A 13609-nucleotide genomic window follows, 5' to 3' on the forward strand; every position below is an offset into this window, starting at 1 on the left:
CAAAGCCAACACGATCTGAAAGGACCATGACCATGGTGAAGAAGCTCTGCGTGACCGGTCTCGTCGCCGCCGCCGCTGCCGGGGTGACCCTGCTGGCGGCCCCCGCGTACGCGGACGTCAACGCGGGTAACTCCAGCTCCAACCGCAGCTCCTCGCAGTCGGGCAACAACTTCGGCAACGTCGTCAGCAGCAATGTGAGCGGCCGCGGCGCGACCAGCGTCAACAACGTCAACGGCAACGCCGCGACCGCCGCCAACCGCAGCATCGTGGGCATCGAGGACATGGTCGAGATCGACTAGCCGAGAGGCGCACACCAGCCCCGGACCAGGTCGATCTCGTGGAGAAGGCGCTCGCCGCCGTACCTCAGCCCCTTCTCCACGCCAGGGTCGACCTGGTCCGGCTATCCGGGGGCGAGCCCGGCCGAGTCCTTCACCCACAGGCGCAGCAGCCCCCTGAAGTGCTCGACGAAGCGGTCACGCTCATGGGCCGGGTACGTGGCGGTCACGGTGTCCACCAGTAACCGGTCGAACTCGGCCCCGGCCACCCACTCCAGCACCACCTCGTCGAGGTGCGGCAGGCGGTCCTGACAGAACTCGTGATAGCGCTCGGTCTCGAAGTACGCGTCGGCCAGCCGGCGGTATTCGGCCAGCCGCTCCTCGTACGTCCCCGCCACGGAGAAGTAGTCGTGCGTCTCCAGGTCGATGCGCGGCCTGCGCCGGGTGGCCACGCAGAACACGCTCCACTTCACCAGCGTCTTGATCGCCCAGGGGAAGTAGTAGTGCAGGCTGGTCAGCGCCACGTCGGGGCAGGCGTTGGCGTAGTCGATCGGGTGCACGTCAGAGCCCTTGACCAGGGTCTCGCAGGAGTTGAACTCCCACCGGAAGAACGCGTTCACCAGCTTCCCGATCGTCACCACCTCCTCGCCCACGGACGGCGACAGGAACGCGTGGTCGACGACGTAGCGGGCGTGCATCGGCTCCTCGGGCCTGAAGCGCATGACCATGGTCTCCGCGCCGATCGACAGCGACCTGGCGAACGCGTCGTACCCGTCGATGGCCTGCTGGAGGTGCATGAGCATCTCGCCGCTCTGGTCGTAGGCCCGGTGCAGCTCGTCCCGGTCGCGCACGAGTGAGACGCCGCGCCAGGCCCCGCCGTCGTAGGGCTTCATGAACAGCGGGTAGCCGATCCGCTCCGCGACCTCGTCCAGGTCGAAGGGCTCGTTGTAGCGGGTCGCGGTGTAGGCGTACCGCGCGTTGTCGACCGGGTTCTTGAACGGGACCAGCACCGTCTCCGGCACCTTGAGCCCGAGCCGCATCATCGCGCAGTACGCCGTGTGCTTCTCCATCGACTGGAACGTGAACGGGCTGTTCAGGAGGTAGACGTCGTCCATCATGGCGACCTTCTTGAGCCACTCGCGCGGGTGGTAGTACCAGTACGCCAGCCGGTCGATCACCAGCTCGTGACGCGGCTTCGCGCGCAGGTCGAACGGCTCGATCGTGAGACGCTCCACGTCGAACCCGCCCACCCCCTTGATGGGCCCGAGCCGCCGCAGCACCGTCTCGAACGCCGACGGCCAGTCCTCCTCGGTCCCCAGCAGCAGCCCGATCAGATGTCGCACGACGCCCCTCCTGCCTGACCGCCCGCTCGGCGGCCGGGGTCAGACGCCAGGGAGCCTGCCGTTGCGGAACAGGTCGACGAACCGTTGATGGTCTTCCCGGGCCTGTGCCCCGTACCGGTGGGCGAAATCCACCAGCATCCCGATAAATCCGGGTTTGTCGTTGCCGATGACCGCCACGATCGCCTCCTCCGTCGAGAAGTCGACCAGGTCGTGACTGGACTCGTCGTCGGCCACCGAGTGCATGCGCGCCACCGCCCGCCCCAGGTCCTGCACGATCGAGCGCAGCTCGGCCGGCTCGTTCACGTCGTCCCAGCCCAGGTCCGCCGAGTACGGCGACACCTCGGCCACGAGTTGCCCCACCCCGTTGAGCGTGGTGTATCCCAGCCAGGGATCGGCGTACGCCTGCAGCGCCCGCTGCGACTCCGCCGTGCGATGCCCCTGGTGCAGGAAGTACGAGGCCACCTTCTCGTCGGTGACGTGACGGGCCACCGCGGGCACGGCCGCCTGCTTCATGTAGAGGATGACGTCGTTCTCCAGCGCCTGCGAGCGCCCTTCGAGCAGCAGGTTGTACGAGGGCAGCCCCGCCGACCCGATGCCCACGCCCTTGCGCAGCGCCACGTCCTTGATCACGTGCTCGACCGGGTTGGCCTGCGCGGGCAGCGTGGTCAGGTACTCCTCGAACGCGGCCAGCACCGCCTTCCTGGTCGCCGCGTCCACCGGCTCCCGCCCCTCCATGAGCGCGAACCGCCGGTCGTAGTCGTCGATCACGGTCTCCACGTCCAGCAGCGCCACCCGCGTGCTGAGCCGCGCCGTCTGGAGCACCCGGTGCAGCACGCCGCTGGTGGTCTCCAGGGTGAGCGAGCCGATCGCGTCGTCCCCGCCTGCGGCGAGGGCCCCCAGCTCGACCAGGTACGCGGCGGCGAAGTCGGTGACGAGCACGCTGATCGAGTCGTCGGACAGCGCCTTGGCGTAACCGATGAGCGCCACGCTGGCGGCGAAGCGCTTGAGGTCCCAGACGTACGGGCCCACGTAGGCCTCGTCGAAGTCGTTGACGTTGAAGACGAGGACGCCGGAGGCGTTCATGTACGTGCCGAAGTTCTCGGCGTGCAGGTCGCCGTGGATCCAGACCCGGCTGGTGGGTTCGTCCAGGTAGGAACGGTCCGCGTAGGACTCGGCCATGTCCGCGTAGAACAGGCAGGCACTGCCCCGGTAGAACGCGAACGGAGAGGCCGCCATCTTCCGAAATTTCCGCCTAAAAGCGGCGGGGTCTCGCTTGATTGACTCGCCGAACTCTGCCATGAGGACATCGAGCAGGAAGGAGGAGCGTGCGCCCATGCCTCGGACACTAGATCCCCGGGACCCTGCCGACCACCCTGATCTTTCCCTGACAGGCCCGCGTCAGGGTAGGCGCGGACGTCCCTCGTCAGGGGTGCTGCGAGGAGACCGAGACCACCTCGCCCGTCATGTACGACGAGTAGTCGCTGGCCAGGAAGACGATCACGTTCGCCACCTCCCACGGCTCCGCCGACCGCCCGAACGCCTCCTTGGCCGCCAGCTCCGCCAGCAGCTCCTCGCTGGTCACCTTCGCCAGGAAAGGGTGCACCGCCAGCGAGGGCGCCACCGCGTTCACCCGCACGCCGTGCTCGGCGGCCTCCAGCGCGACGCACCTGGTCAGCGCCATCACCCCGGCCTTGGCGGCGGCGTAGTGCGACTGCCCGCGCTGGGCCCGCCAGCCGATCACCGAGGCGTTGTTCACGATGACGCCGGAGCCCTGGGCGATCATCTGCCTCAGCGCGGCCCTGGTGCAGCGCATGGTGCCGTTGAGGGTGACGTCGATGACCGTGTGCCACTGCTCGTCGGACATCTCCGCCAGCGACGCCGTACCGCCGAGTCCCGCGTTGTTGACCACCACGTCGAGCCTGCCGTGCGCCTCCACCACCGCGTCGAACAGCGCCAGCACCTGCGCCTCTGACGTCACGTCGCACGGCACGGCCAGCGGCTTGACGCCGGTGAGCTCGGTCAGCGCGTCGGCGGCGGCGGCCAGGCGGCGCTCGTGCCGGTCCGAGACGACGATCGTGGCGCCCTCCTCGGCACAGCGCCTCGCGGTCGCGTAGCCGATGCCCGCCCCTGCGGCGGCCGTCACGAGCGTCACCTTGCCGTCGAGCAGTCCGTGCGCCTTCGGGTACGGGGGCATCCGTGCTCCAATCAGCGGGGGAGTCCCAGGGTGCGCTCGGCGATGATGTTCCGCTGGATCTCGCTGGATCCGGCATAGATCGTGTCGGCGCGGCTGAACAGGTAGAGCCGCTGCAACTCATTGAACTCGCCCTGCCCGGCCTCACCGGCCCGGCCGTCCTGGGCGTCCTGGGTGGGCTCGGTCACCAGCCCTGCCTTCCCCTGCACGGCCTGCGCCAACTCGCCCAGCCTCCGGTGCCACTCCGACCAGTAGAGCTTGGCGATCGACACCTCGGGCCCCGGGTTCGGCCGCCGCAGCATCCGGAGCGCGTTCAGCCGCATGATCTCCAGCTCCAGCCACGACTGGACGAGCCTGTCACGCAGCACCGGATCGTCGATCGCGCCCGTCCGTCCGGCGGTCTCGACGACCTTGGCCAGCTCCCGCCTGAACCCGATCTGCTGCCCGAGCGTCGAGGCCCCCCGCTCGTAGCCGAGCGTGGCCATCGCGACCCGCCAGCCGTCGCCCGGCGCTCCGAGAATGTTCCCCGCCGCCGTGCGCGCGCCGTCGAAGAACACCTCGTTGAACTCCGACGTACCGGTGAGCTGCACGATCGGCCGCACGTCCACGCCCGCCCGGTCCATGGGGACGAGCAGGTACGACAGCCCCTTGTGCCGCTGCGAGCCGGGCTCGGTACGGCACAGCACGAAGGACCAGTCGGCCACGTGCGCCAGCGACGTCCACACCTTCTGCCCGGTGACGACCCACTCGCCGCCTTCCAGGTGCGCCTTCGTCTGCACGTTGGCCAGGTCGGAGCCCGCCTCGGGCTCGGAGTAGCCCTGGCACCAGAGCTCGTCGCCGCGCTGGATCGGCGGCAGGAAGCGGTCCTTCTGCTCGTCGGTGCCGAACTCGAGGATGGTCGGGCCGATCAGCCCCTCGCCGATGTGGCCCACCCTGGCGGGGGCGTCGGCCCTGGCGTACTCCTCGTAGAAGGCGACCTGGTCCTCCAGGGACGCGGCGCGGCCGCCGTACCGCTCGGGCCAGCCCAGGCAGGTCCAGCCGGCCTTGCCGAGGTGGCGCTCCCACGCCTGCCGCAGTTCGTGGCCCTCGTGCTCGCGCCCGGGCCCGCCGAGGCCTTTGACGTGCGCGAACTCGCCGCTCAGCGCCTCCTCCAACCAGGCCCGCGCCTCTCCCCGCAGCCCCGGCACCGCACCCGCCGGCCCTGTCGCGCCCGTCGAGCTCATCGTGCCCGTCACGCCCGTCACGCCTGGAGGAACGTGCTCGCTGTGTCCTGACGATCCTGCGCGCCCGTCAGAGACGCTCAACGAAGCCTCCGTAGCCCCCGCGGAAGAACAGCAGCGGGCCACCTTCGGAGTGGGTGTCGAGCTGGAGCACCCGGGCCACCACGATCATGTGGTCACCCGCCGGGTGCTCGGCCTCGATCGCGCAGTCGAGCCAGGCCAGCGCGCCTTCGAGCACCGGGTTGCCACCGGGGGAGCCGGTCCACTCCAGGCCCGCGAACTTGTCGCCGCCTTTGGTCGCCATCTGGGCGCACACCGCCTGCTGATCCTCGGCCAGCACGTTCACGGTGATGACCTTCGCGCCGCGCACCTTGGGCCAGCTGGTGCTGGTGTAGGCGACGCAGAACGCCACCAGGGGCGGGTCGAGCGAGACCGAGGTGAAGGAGTTGGCCGCCAGGCCGGACGGGAGGCCGTTCATCGGATCGACCGCCGTGATCGCCACCACACCGGTCGCGAACCTCCCGAGCACCTGCCGGAAGCGGCGGCTGTCGAGGTGACCGTTCGCGCTGTGAGGTGAAGGGCCGGTCGGCATGGCGGCTCCGTTGCGAATCCTGCGCTGAGGGGGCGTCGGAAGGCCGCGACAGCCGTCCGGCGCGATGAGCCGGGCAGCGTGTGTGCTCATGGTCCGCCTCCTAGTCCACCGTCTGCGCTCTATCATACCAAGCGCTTGCTTGGACGGTAGGGCGAACCGGGAAACCATGTCAAGTTCGCCTGCCCCACGGCGCGTAACGAGCCGCTGGCACCCGGTCGCGCACCCCGCCCGCCCCCACCTGGGCGACCGGTGGGTGGGTGCGTTGACATGGGGGAAATTTCAGGCCTAACGTGACGTTTGTGCCCAAGCGCTTGCTTGACATCCGTGACCGCACCGCGATAGCCGGGGTCGGCTACACCCCCTTCACGAAGGACTCGGGCGTCAGCACCCTCACGCTGGCCTGCCGTGCCGTGCTGGCCGCGCTGGAGGACGCGGGGCTGTCGGTGGACGAGGTGGACGGGCTGGCCACGCACCGCGTCGGTGACTCCGCCGCCCCCACGCTGGTGGCCCCCGCGCTGGGACTGACCGACCTCGCCTGGCATCTCGACCAGTTCGGCGGCGGCAGTGTCTCGCACGCGGTCGTCGGTCAGGCGGTCCTGGCGGTGGCGGCCGGGGTGGCCGAGACGGTGGTGTGCTACCGGGCCATCAACGCCCGTTCCGAGTTCCGCATGGGCGGCACCGGCCGGGGCGTGCCGGCGAGCCCGGAGGTGCAGTATCAAGCGCCGTACGGGTATGTGGCGCCGCCGCAGCAGTACGCCATGTACGCCCGAGCACACATGCTGAAATATGGCACTCAAGCGGAGCATTTCGGGCAACTAGCCGTCACCCAGCGCGCCAACGCGGCCAAGAACCCGCGTGCCCTGATGCGCACCCCCATCACGCTGGACGACTACCTGGCGAGCAGGTGGATCGCGGAGCCGTTCCGGCTGCTGGACTGCTGCCTGGAGACGGACGGAGCCTGCGCCGTGGTCGTCACCACGGCCGAACGCGCCCGCGCTCTCCGCCGCCCCCCGGTGCTGATCTCGGCCGCGGCCTGGGGCGGCGGCACGTCCCACCTTTCGGGCCCGTCCGCCGACCCCACGGTGACCGCGGCCGCCGCCCTGGCCCCGCGCCTCTACGCGCAGGCCGGGCTGGGGCCGGCGGACATCGACGTGGCCGAGCTGTACGACTGCTTCACGTACTCGGTGATCGTCCAGCTCGAGGACTACGGCTTCTGCGAGAAGGGCGAGGGCGGCCCCTACGTGGCCTCGGGCGCGACGGCGCCGGACGGTCCGCTCCCGGTCAACACCCACGGCGGCTTCCTGTCCGAGGGCTACGTCCACGGCATCAACCACATCGCCGAGGCGGTCTCCCAGCTCCGAGGTGACGCCGGGGACCGCCAGGTGCCCGGGGCCGAGGTCGCGCTGTCCACGGCCCAGCCCGGCTACATCCTGCCGGCCACCTCCGCCCTGATCTTGAGGAGATCATGATGACGGCCTACCGGCCCGAACCCGACCGGGACTCCAGGCACTGGTGGGAGCGGGTCGCCGGGCAGGAGTTCGCCGTGCAGGAGTGCGACGGGTGCGGGGCGGTGCGTTTCCCGGCGCGGGCGTTCTGTCCCGAGTGCCGCACGGAGGCGTGGCACTGGCGGGACGTGGAGCCCCAGGGGGTGGTCGAGAGCTGGATCGTCAACCATCAGCCGTTCATGCCGGGGTTCGGGGTGCCGTACGTGGTGGTGATGGTCCGGCTGGCGGCGGTGCCGGGGTGCTTCGTGTACGGGAACTGGTGCGGCGACGGCTCTCCGGAGCGCGGCCGGCGGGTGCGGGCCGCCTACCGCCGGGTCGACGAGCGCTTGACCCTGGTGGACTGGGCGCCGGTGGAGGATGACGGGAATCTGGATGATCATCCGGTCCAGCGCAAATTCTCCCGCTAGTTGACCTTGCTCCGGAAATTGGATTGGTACCGGAAAATCCCACCAGTCCCACCATCACGAAGGGGCCCACAGGTTCGGCTCCGAGGGTTGATGATGATGTCAGAAGGCGTCGACGCGGACGGCTCGGACTGGCGGCGAACGATGACTGATGGGATCTCGGTGACACGCGTGACCTGCGGGTCACGAGTCGCGATCCCGCCTGCCCGCCGGTCCTCGACGGAACCACCCAGCCGGTCGTGCCGTGCCGTGACGGCGCCCGGCCCCGCACACCGGAGAAGCGTCTCCCTGGACGGGGCCCGGCCGTGGTCGGCGGGTGGGGTCGCCCGTGGCGACCGTAAAAGATGGGGTGCGCCGTTCTGGGCGGCGGCGAGTGCTTCGGGGTCGGCGAGGAACCTTGGTGACGTGCGCATCCGGAGGGCGGCGGGCACCTGGGGATCGGCGAGGACCCGAAGGCCGGCGAGCGCCCGGGAATCGGCGCGGACGGCGGTCACCCACGCGCCTGGGGCGCGGGATCCGCCTGGAAGGGCGCGGCCCCCGCCCATGGCGGGAAGGCGCGAGGCCCTGCGTTGGTCCCTTGGAGGAAAACGCGCCCTGGCGGGCGTGGGGGACCCGCCAGGACGCGCTTCCTGTCCCGTGCGCGACGGCGCCAGGACTCCGGCGAGGGATGGAGTCCTAGACCGTTGGTTCGCGCACGGAGTCGATGGGGGAGTGTGAAAGCTCCCGTTGCCGGTAACGTGCGGCGATGCGTTGAGCTGCACCAACCGGGTCATCAATGGGGTGCGTGACGGGGGCGCCACCCTCCTCATTCCAGACAAAGGATCCGTCATTGCACCACACGGTCAGCTCAGTCAACACCGATAGCTCGCGCACACCGATGCCCATGCTCTGGTAGGTGTGGGTGAACCCCTGGCGACGCAACCCGTAACGCAGTAAACGTGTTGCTTCGCAAGGAGAATGCCAGGGCAGGTACGGCGTACCCGTGCGGACCGGCAACACTGGCCTTCACCCCCTCACCGGCCTTTAGATGGATTTGTACCAACGAATGGATGATGGGCCGGTGGAGGCGGTTCGGTCAAGGGGTTGTGGCCTGCTAGAACCAGATCGTCTAAATTGTTGGAACAAAAGGGGTGAAAGTGGCAAGGTCGGTGCTGTATCAGCAGGTGGCTGCGGAGTTGCGTCGGGCCATCTACTCGGGCGTCCTCGGCCCGGGATCACAGCTGCCGACCGAGGCGCAGCTCATGGAAGACCATGGGGTGAGCAGGAACACCGTAAGGCTGGCCCTGGGAGAGCTCGTCAATGAGGGGCTCGTTACGCGCACGCCGCGGCGCGGAACCGTGGTCAGAGACCGCCGACCGCTGCTGATCTATCCGCAGCGGGAGCTGGAGCCACAACCTTCTGGGGAACTGCGGGAAGCCTTCGCCTATGCCGTGGCGCAGGAAGGCCGCGAGCCAAGCCAGTACATCGAGGTGCTGACGGTTTCTCCCGTCGAGGAGATCGCCAGCAGACTGGAGCTGGCGGACGGGGAATTGGCGGTGGTGCGACGCCGGCTGCGTTTCGTGGACGGCCAGCCGTACAACACCAACGATTCCTACTTCCCCCGTGATCTGGTTGCCGACTCCGAAATCGCCAGACCCGGAGACATCGCGCGAGGGGCGAACCGGGTGCTGGAGGAGCTGGGGCATGCGCAGGTGCGCGTCACCGACGACATCTGGGCCCGTATGCCCAACCAGGAGGAGGCCGAGCGCCTCCAGCTCGAGCTCGGCACACCAGTCATGGTGTATGTCCGAGTTGGATACGACGGGGCCGACATGCCAGTGCGTGTCGCGGTGTCGGTGCTGCCCGCCGACAAACATTTGATCAGATACGAGCTCGATGGCCGCTAACGAGCTCGATTGAAGGGGTGATCCCGCCGGCTGGGGCCGGGCGCAGCGAGAAATTAGCCGCCTCGCTGGCCTAGGGGAGTCGTGCATACTCCCCTAAATCGCCATTTATCCATATATATCGGGTTGAGGCCCCATTTTCGGCTACGCGCACCATTGCTTCATCACGCTTTGCGTATGCGCGTAAACCCTACGCAACGGGAGTTGTATTATGCACACCAACACGCTTCTTCACCCGCTCGCGCTCCGCAGAGCTGAGCCCGAGGACCTTCCCGGCGTGCTCACGCTGCTCGCGGACGCCTCCGAGTGGCTCTACTCGCAAGGAGTGCGGCAGTGGCCGCGCGGGGGCTTCGGCCCCGAGCGCATCGTGCCGCTCATCGAGGAGCGGGTGCTGTTCCTGCTCGAAGACGAGCTCAGATACCTGGACCCCGACGAATCGGCCCCGCCGGTGGCCACGATAGCCGTCGACGACAACGCCGACCCCGAGTTCTGGACACTCGACGACGACCCCGGGGCTGCCCTTTATGTCCACAAGCTCGCCGTGGCCCGTCCCTGGTCCGGCAGCGGCCTCGGGGACGCCCTCCTGGACTGGGCCTGCACCTACGCCCACGCGGCCGGCCTGCCGTGGCTGCGCCTGGACTGCGCCAAGGGGAACTGGCGGCTGCAGGAGTACTACCGCAGGCGCGGGTTCCGCCACGTCCGTACGGTGGACCTTCCCCACCGCGCGTCCGGCGCCCTCTTCGAGCGCGCGTCGCGGGACCAGACCACAACGGCCTTCCGTGACCTGACCATGGCCGAACTCATCTCCGCCTGACACCCCGCACTCATGGCCCCGGTCCCACCGGGATCGGGGCCAAGCGCCCGGGGGCGGCCCACAGGGCACGTGGCGGGCTGCGGGCTTGTCCGGTGAGCCTGGCAGGGGGTTCCGGTCGCGCGGGCGCTGTGGGAGCGTTTGAGGGCCTGAAACGGGCCCTGCGGCGGCGGGGGAGGCCGTTGGCGGGGACTTTTTGGTGTGATCAGCGGCGGAACGGTGCAGAGCACCATATAACCTCTCCTCCATGACCGGATCCCTGCTCGAGGTGATCGCCCTCAACGTGCGTGACGCCGTGGCAGCTGAACAGGGTGGAGCCGACCGGCTGGAGGTCGTCGCCGACATGGCGGCCGACGGGCTGACCCCCTCCCCGGACACGGTTGCCGCGATCGCCGCGGAGTGCCCCCTCCCTCAGATGGTGATGCTCCGCTGTGACGCCAACTTCATCGCCGACCCCGACGTGCTCGACCGCCTGAGGCGGGACGCCAAGGCGTTGGCGCAGGCGGGGGCGGCGGGGTTCGTGTTCGGGTTCCTCGACGGCTCGGGGAAGGTCGACCTCACGGCGACCGAGGCGCTCATCCACGCCGTCTCGCCGCTCCCGTGGACGTTCCACCGGGCGGTCGATCACGCCGCCGACGTCCAGGCGTCCTGGCGGGCCGTGCGGCTGCTGCCCAACCTGGCCACCGTGCTCACCTCGGGCTCGCCCAACGGGGTGGGGGAAGGGCTGCCGGTGTTGAGGGCGCGCGCCGACGCCGGTGACGGCTCGATCATCCTGGCCGGGGGCGGGCTGAAGCCGGCGCACGTGCCGGCGCTGCTCGACTACGGCATCCGCGCCTTCCACGTGGGCTCCGCCGTGCGGGCGAGCTGGTCCGACCCGGTGGAGTGGCGCCTGGTACGCCAGTGGCGGTCCCTGGTCGAACGCGACTGACCCCGCCCCTCACGTCAGGGCAGGGCCGCGTCCGCGCGCCTGAGAGCGGCCACCAGCGTGCGGATCGTGGCGGGCTCGTCCATGACGCCGCCCCCCGCCTCCCGCTGCTCCTCCCACGCTCTCACCCGCTCCTGGTACGCGTCATAGCGCTCCAGATGGAAGGCGTAAACGGTGGCGAAGCGGCTCACCAGATGGGAAGGATGCATGTCCCACCCCTGGTAGAAGCCGTGCCCCAGCGAATGCCTGACCAGCTCGGCGTGCCGCCGCCACAGCGCGTGCACGTCACGGGTGAGCCCGGAGGCCGGAGAGGCGGCCAGCGACCCGTCCGACAGCTCCACCCTCGTGCCCGCGAACGCCGTCTGCATCACGTGCCGGGCATGGTCGCACGCCGGATGGTCCAGCCGCTGCTCGTGCGGCGGCAGCCCGATCGCGGCCGTGTAGTCGAAGACCCCGAAATGCGCCGCCGCGAGCCGTCCGCCCAGCGACTCCGCCAGGTCCCCGCGCAGGAAGTGCAGCGTCTGCGGCGCCTCCACCTGCATCTCGAACCGCAGCCGCACCTCCAGCTCCTCCTCCAGCCGGGCCAGCACCTCCGTGAACTGACCGAGGTAGGCCTCCATGAGGATCTTGGGAAAGGTCACCGTGAAACCCGGCGGCAGCTCGCCGGCCCGCCCCATCAGCCCCGAGAGGAACAGGTCGAGCGTGCGCACCGACCGCGCGGGATCCCCGTCGGCGAACGACTTCACCCGAGGCCCCCACCGCCGCGGCAGCGTGCCCGCCGCGTGCATCGTGGCCACCGCCTCGACGGCCTGCGCCACGTGATCGTCCTCCACCAGGTCGGGACGTACGCCGTACCCGTCCTCGAAGTCGATGCGCAGGTCCTCGATCGGCTCCGAGGAGAGCTTCTGGATCACCTTGGGGTGCACGGCGGCGGCCAGCCCGCCGGGCACCCCGAAGACCTCCGCCAGCGCGGCGGGATCGGGAAGATGTGCCTTGACCAGGGACAACGCCTGATCGCGCCACTCGGAGAGTGTGCGGATCGAGAAGCGGTCGGCCGGGACGTAGACGGTGTGGACCGGCTGCCGGCCCGCGCCGGCGGAGGGATAGCGGGCCTGCTGGACCCGGTAGGCCTCGCCGAACCCCTCAGGAACGGAACGCACGGAGCATTGCCTCCAGGCCGACCAGCTTGACGCGTTCGCCCCGGCCCAGCGACCTGGCCAGCTCGGCCTCGGCCGCCTCGATCGCCAGCCAGTCCTCGTACGTCACGGGACGCACCCCGCGCGCGGTCAGCAGCGCGTCGATGGCCCCGCCGCTCACCCGCGGGCGATCCGAGAGGTCGGCGAGGAGCGTGCGGACCGTTTCCGCCGCGTCGGACTTGTTGGTGCCGATCACCCCGGTGGGACCGCGTTTGAGCCAGCCTGCCACGTATTCGCGGTCGCGCACCCGCCCGGCCTCGTTCGGCACGGTCATGGTCTTCTCCGAGAACGGCACCCCGGGCAGCGGCACGCTCTGGTAGCCCACCGAACGCAGCACCATGCCGACCGGCAGCGTCTCGAACTCGCCCGTGCCGACCACGCGCCCCTCCTCCGACAGGCGGGTGCGTTCGAGCTTGAGGCCCTCGACCCGCTCGGTGCCGAGGATCTCCACGGGCCGCAGCCAGAAGCGCACGTCGAGGCGGCGCGGGCGGCCCACCGGGTTGCGGGCGGCCCACGACTGCAGGACCTTGATGTTGCCCTGGACCTGGCGCGGGAAGTCGACGCCCAGGACGACGGCCTCGTCGGGGCGGACGCAGACGTCGGCGTTGGCCAGCTCGCCCAGCTCGCGCAGCTCCTTCAGGGTGAACTTGGCGTGCTCGGGGCCGCGGCGGCCGATCATGTGGATGGCCTTGACCTGGCTCGCCTCGAGGCGTTCGAGCACGTCGTGGGGCACGTCCGTGGAGCGCAGCTCCTCGTGGGTCTTGGCCAGGACGCGTACGACGTCGACCGCCACGTTGCCGACGCCGATCACCGCGACCTCGGAGCTGTCGAGCGTGAACCGCCCAGGATCGACGTCGGGGTGCCCGCAGTACCAGTTGACGAAGTCGGTCGCCGCCACGCTGCCGGGCAGGTCCTCGCCGGGGATGCCGAGCTTCCTGTCGACCATCGCGCCCGTGCAGTAGACGACCGCGTCGTAGGCGCCCAGCAGGTCCTCGACGGAGACGTGCGCGCCCAGCGTGACGCCGCCGAGGAAGCGGACCTCGGGCAGTTCGAGCACTTTCCGCAGGTAGTTCGCGATCGACTTGATCGACGTGTGGTCGGGCGCGACGCCGTACCTGACCAGCCCGTACGGGGTCGGCAGGCGTTCGAGGACATCGACCTCGACGGGCTCGGCCGACTGCTTCACCAGAGCCTCGGCCGTGTAGATCCCGGCGGGGCCCGACCCGATGACCGCCACGTGCAACGCCACGCTGCCTCCTAAGAC

The 13609-nt window shown here is 69.7% G+C and carries 13 protein-coding genes; 6 read left to right on the plus strand and 7 right to left on the minus strand.

Annotated features, from left to right (window positions below; all coding sequences use genetic code 11):
- Nucleotides 1–32: 32 nt before the first annotated feature.
- The gene (locus tag ABZX61_RS39355; RefSeq protein ID WP_350724587.1) at nt 33–299 is read left to right on the plus strand and encodes a hypothetical protein; all 267 of its coding nucleotides are present in this window, start codon (nt 33–35) and stop codon (nt 297–299) included.
- A gap of 101 nt (nt 300–400) precedes the next feature.
- Here the strand turns inward: ABZX61_RS39355 and ABZX61_RS39360 are convergent, their stop codons facing one another.
- The 5 genes from ABZX61_RS39360 to ABZX61_RS39380 all read right to left on the minus strand — a co-directional run bounded on the left by ABZX61_RS39360 (nt 401) and on the right by ABZX61_RS39380 (nt 5621).
- Entirely contained in the window at nt 401–1618 is a 1218-nt protein-coding gene (locus tag ABZX61_RS39360) for a hypothetical protein (protein ID WP_355201543.1), read from the minus strand.
- A 39-nt stretch (nt 1619–1657) separates the two neighbouring features.
- Entirely contained in the window at nt 1658–2953 is a 1296-nt protein-coding gene (locus ABZX61_RS39365) for a DUF2252 domain-containing protein (RefSeq protein ID WP_350724591.1), read from the minus strand.
- Between the two features lie 88 nt (nt 2954–3041).
- Nucleotides 3042–3812 (minus strand): SDR family oxidoreductase, encoded by a 771-nt coding sequence (locus tag ABZX61_RS39370; RefSeq protein ID WP_350724592.1) that lies wholly within the window; start codon nt 3810–3812, stop codon nt 3042–3044.
- An 11-nt stretch (nt 3813–3823) separates the two neighbouring features.
- The gene (locus ABZX61_RS39375; RefSeq protein ID WP_355201993.1) at nt 3824–5032 is read right to left on the minus strand and encodes an acyl-CoA dehydrogenase family protein; all 1209 of its coding nucleotides are present in this window, start codon (nt 5030–5032) and stop codon (nt 3824–3826) included.
- A gap of 67 nt (nt 5033–5099) precedes the next feature.
- Nucleotides 5100–5621 (minus strand): flavin reductase family protein, encoded by a 522-nt coding sequence (locus ABZX61_RS39380; RefSeq protein ID WP_350725332.1) that lies wholly within the window; start codon nt 5619–5621, stop codon nt 5100–5102.
- Between the two features lie 299 nt (nt 5622–5920).
- On the opposite strand from ABZX61_RS39380, the gene ABZX61_RS39385 reads away from it, so the two are divergent.
- The 5 genes from ABZX61_RS39385 (at nt 5921) to ABZX61_RS39405 (ending at nt 11152) form a co-directional block, all read left to right on the plus strand.
- Nucleotides 5921–7090: an acetyl-CoA acetyltransferase gene (locus tag ABZX61_RS39385; RefSeq protein ID WP_355201545.1), complete on the plus strand. Its 1170-nt coding sequence runs from the start codon at nt 5921–5923 to the stop codon at nt 7088–7090.
- A complete protein-coding gene (locus ABZX61_RS39390) occupies nt 7087–7533 on the plus strand; it encodes an OB-fold domain-containing protein (RefSeq protein WP_355201547.1) in 447 nt (148 codons plus the stop codon). Before ABZX61_RS39385 ends, ABZX61_RS39390 begins: the two co-directional genes overlap by 4 nt.
- Nucleotides 7534–8678: 1145 nt before the next feature.
- Nucleotides 8679–9416, plus strand: coding sequence for a GntR family transcriptional regulator (locus tag ABZX61_RS39395; protein WP_355201549.1), 738 nt, complete (start codon nt 8679–8681; stop codon nt 9414–9416).
- 208 nt (nt 9417–9624) lie between these two features.
- The gene (locus ABZX61_RS39400; RefSeq protein ID WP_355201551.1) at nt 9625–10227 is read left to right on the plus strand and encodes a GNAT family N-acetyltransferase; all 603 of its coding nucleotides are present in this window, start codon (nt 9625–9627) and stop codon (nt 10225–10227) included.
- A 244-nt stretch (nt 10228–10471) separates the two neighbouring features.
- Entirely contained in the window at nt 10472–11152 is a 681-nt protein-coding gene (locus ABZX61_RS39405) for a copper homeostasis protein CutC (protein ID WP_350724601.1), read from the plus strand.
- Nucleotides 11153–11166: 14 nt separating this feature from the next.
- Here the strand turns inward: ABZX61_RS39405 and ABZX61_RS39410 are convergent, their stop codons facing one another.
- Entirely contained in the window at nt 11167–12309 is a 1143-nt protein-coding gene (locus ABZX61_RS39410) for an aldolase (RefSeq protein ID WP_355201553.1), read from the minus strand.
- A complete protein-coding gene (locus ABZX61_RS39415; protein WP_355201555.1) occupies nt 12293–13594 on the minus strand; it encodes an FAD-dependent oxidoreductase in 1302 nt (433 codons plus the stop codon). Before ABZX61_RS39415 ends, ABZX61_RS39410 begins: the two co-directional genes overlap by 17 nt.
- Between the last annotated feature and the right edge of the window lie 15 nt (nt 13595–13609).

This window comes from Nonomuraea sp. NPDC003709, assembly GCF_040610775.1.
GTDB classification, from domain to species: Bacteria; Actinomycetota; Actinomycetes; order Streptosporangiales; family Streptosporangiaceae; genus Nonomuraea; species Nonomuraea angiospora_A.

Bases quoted from the DNA above. Each gene is read 5' to 3' on its own strand.
- ABZX61_RS39355 (WP_350724587.1), top strand. From the start codon at position 33: ATGGTGAAGAAGCTCTGCGTGACCGGTCTCGTCGCCGCCGCCGCTGCC.
- ABZX61_RS39365 (WP_350724591.1), bottom strand. From the start codon at position 2,953: ATGGGCGCACGCTCCTCCTTCCTGCTCGATGTCCTCATGGCAGAGTTC.
- ABZX61_RS39370 (WP_350724592.1), bottom strand. From the start codon at position 3,812: ATGCCCCCGTACCCGAAGGCGCACGGACTGCTCGACGGCAAGGTGACG.
- ABZX61_RS39375 (WP_355201993.1), bottom strand. From the start codon at position 5,032: ATGAGCTCGACGGGCGCGACAGGGCCGGCGGGTGCGGTGCCGGGGCTG.
- ABZX61_RS39380 (WP_350725332.1), bottom strand. From the start codon at position 5,621: ATGCCGACCGGCCCTTCACCTCACAGCGCGAACGGTCACCTCGACAGC.
- ABZX61_RS39390 (WP_355201547.1), top strand. From the start codon at position 7,087: ATGATGACGGCCTACCGGCCCGAACCCGACCGGGACTCCAGGCACTGG.
- ABZX61_RS39400 (WP_355201551.1), top strand. From the start codon at position 9,625: ATGCACACCAACACGCTTCTTCACCCGCTCGCGCTCCGCAGAGCTGAG.
- ABZX61_RS39405 (WP_350724601.1), top strand. From the start codon at position 10,472: ATGACCGGATCCCTGCTCGAGGTGATCGCCCTCAACGTGCGTGACGCC.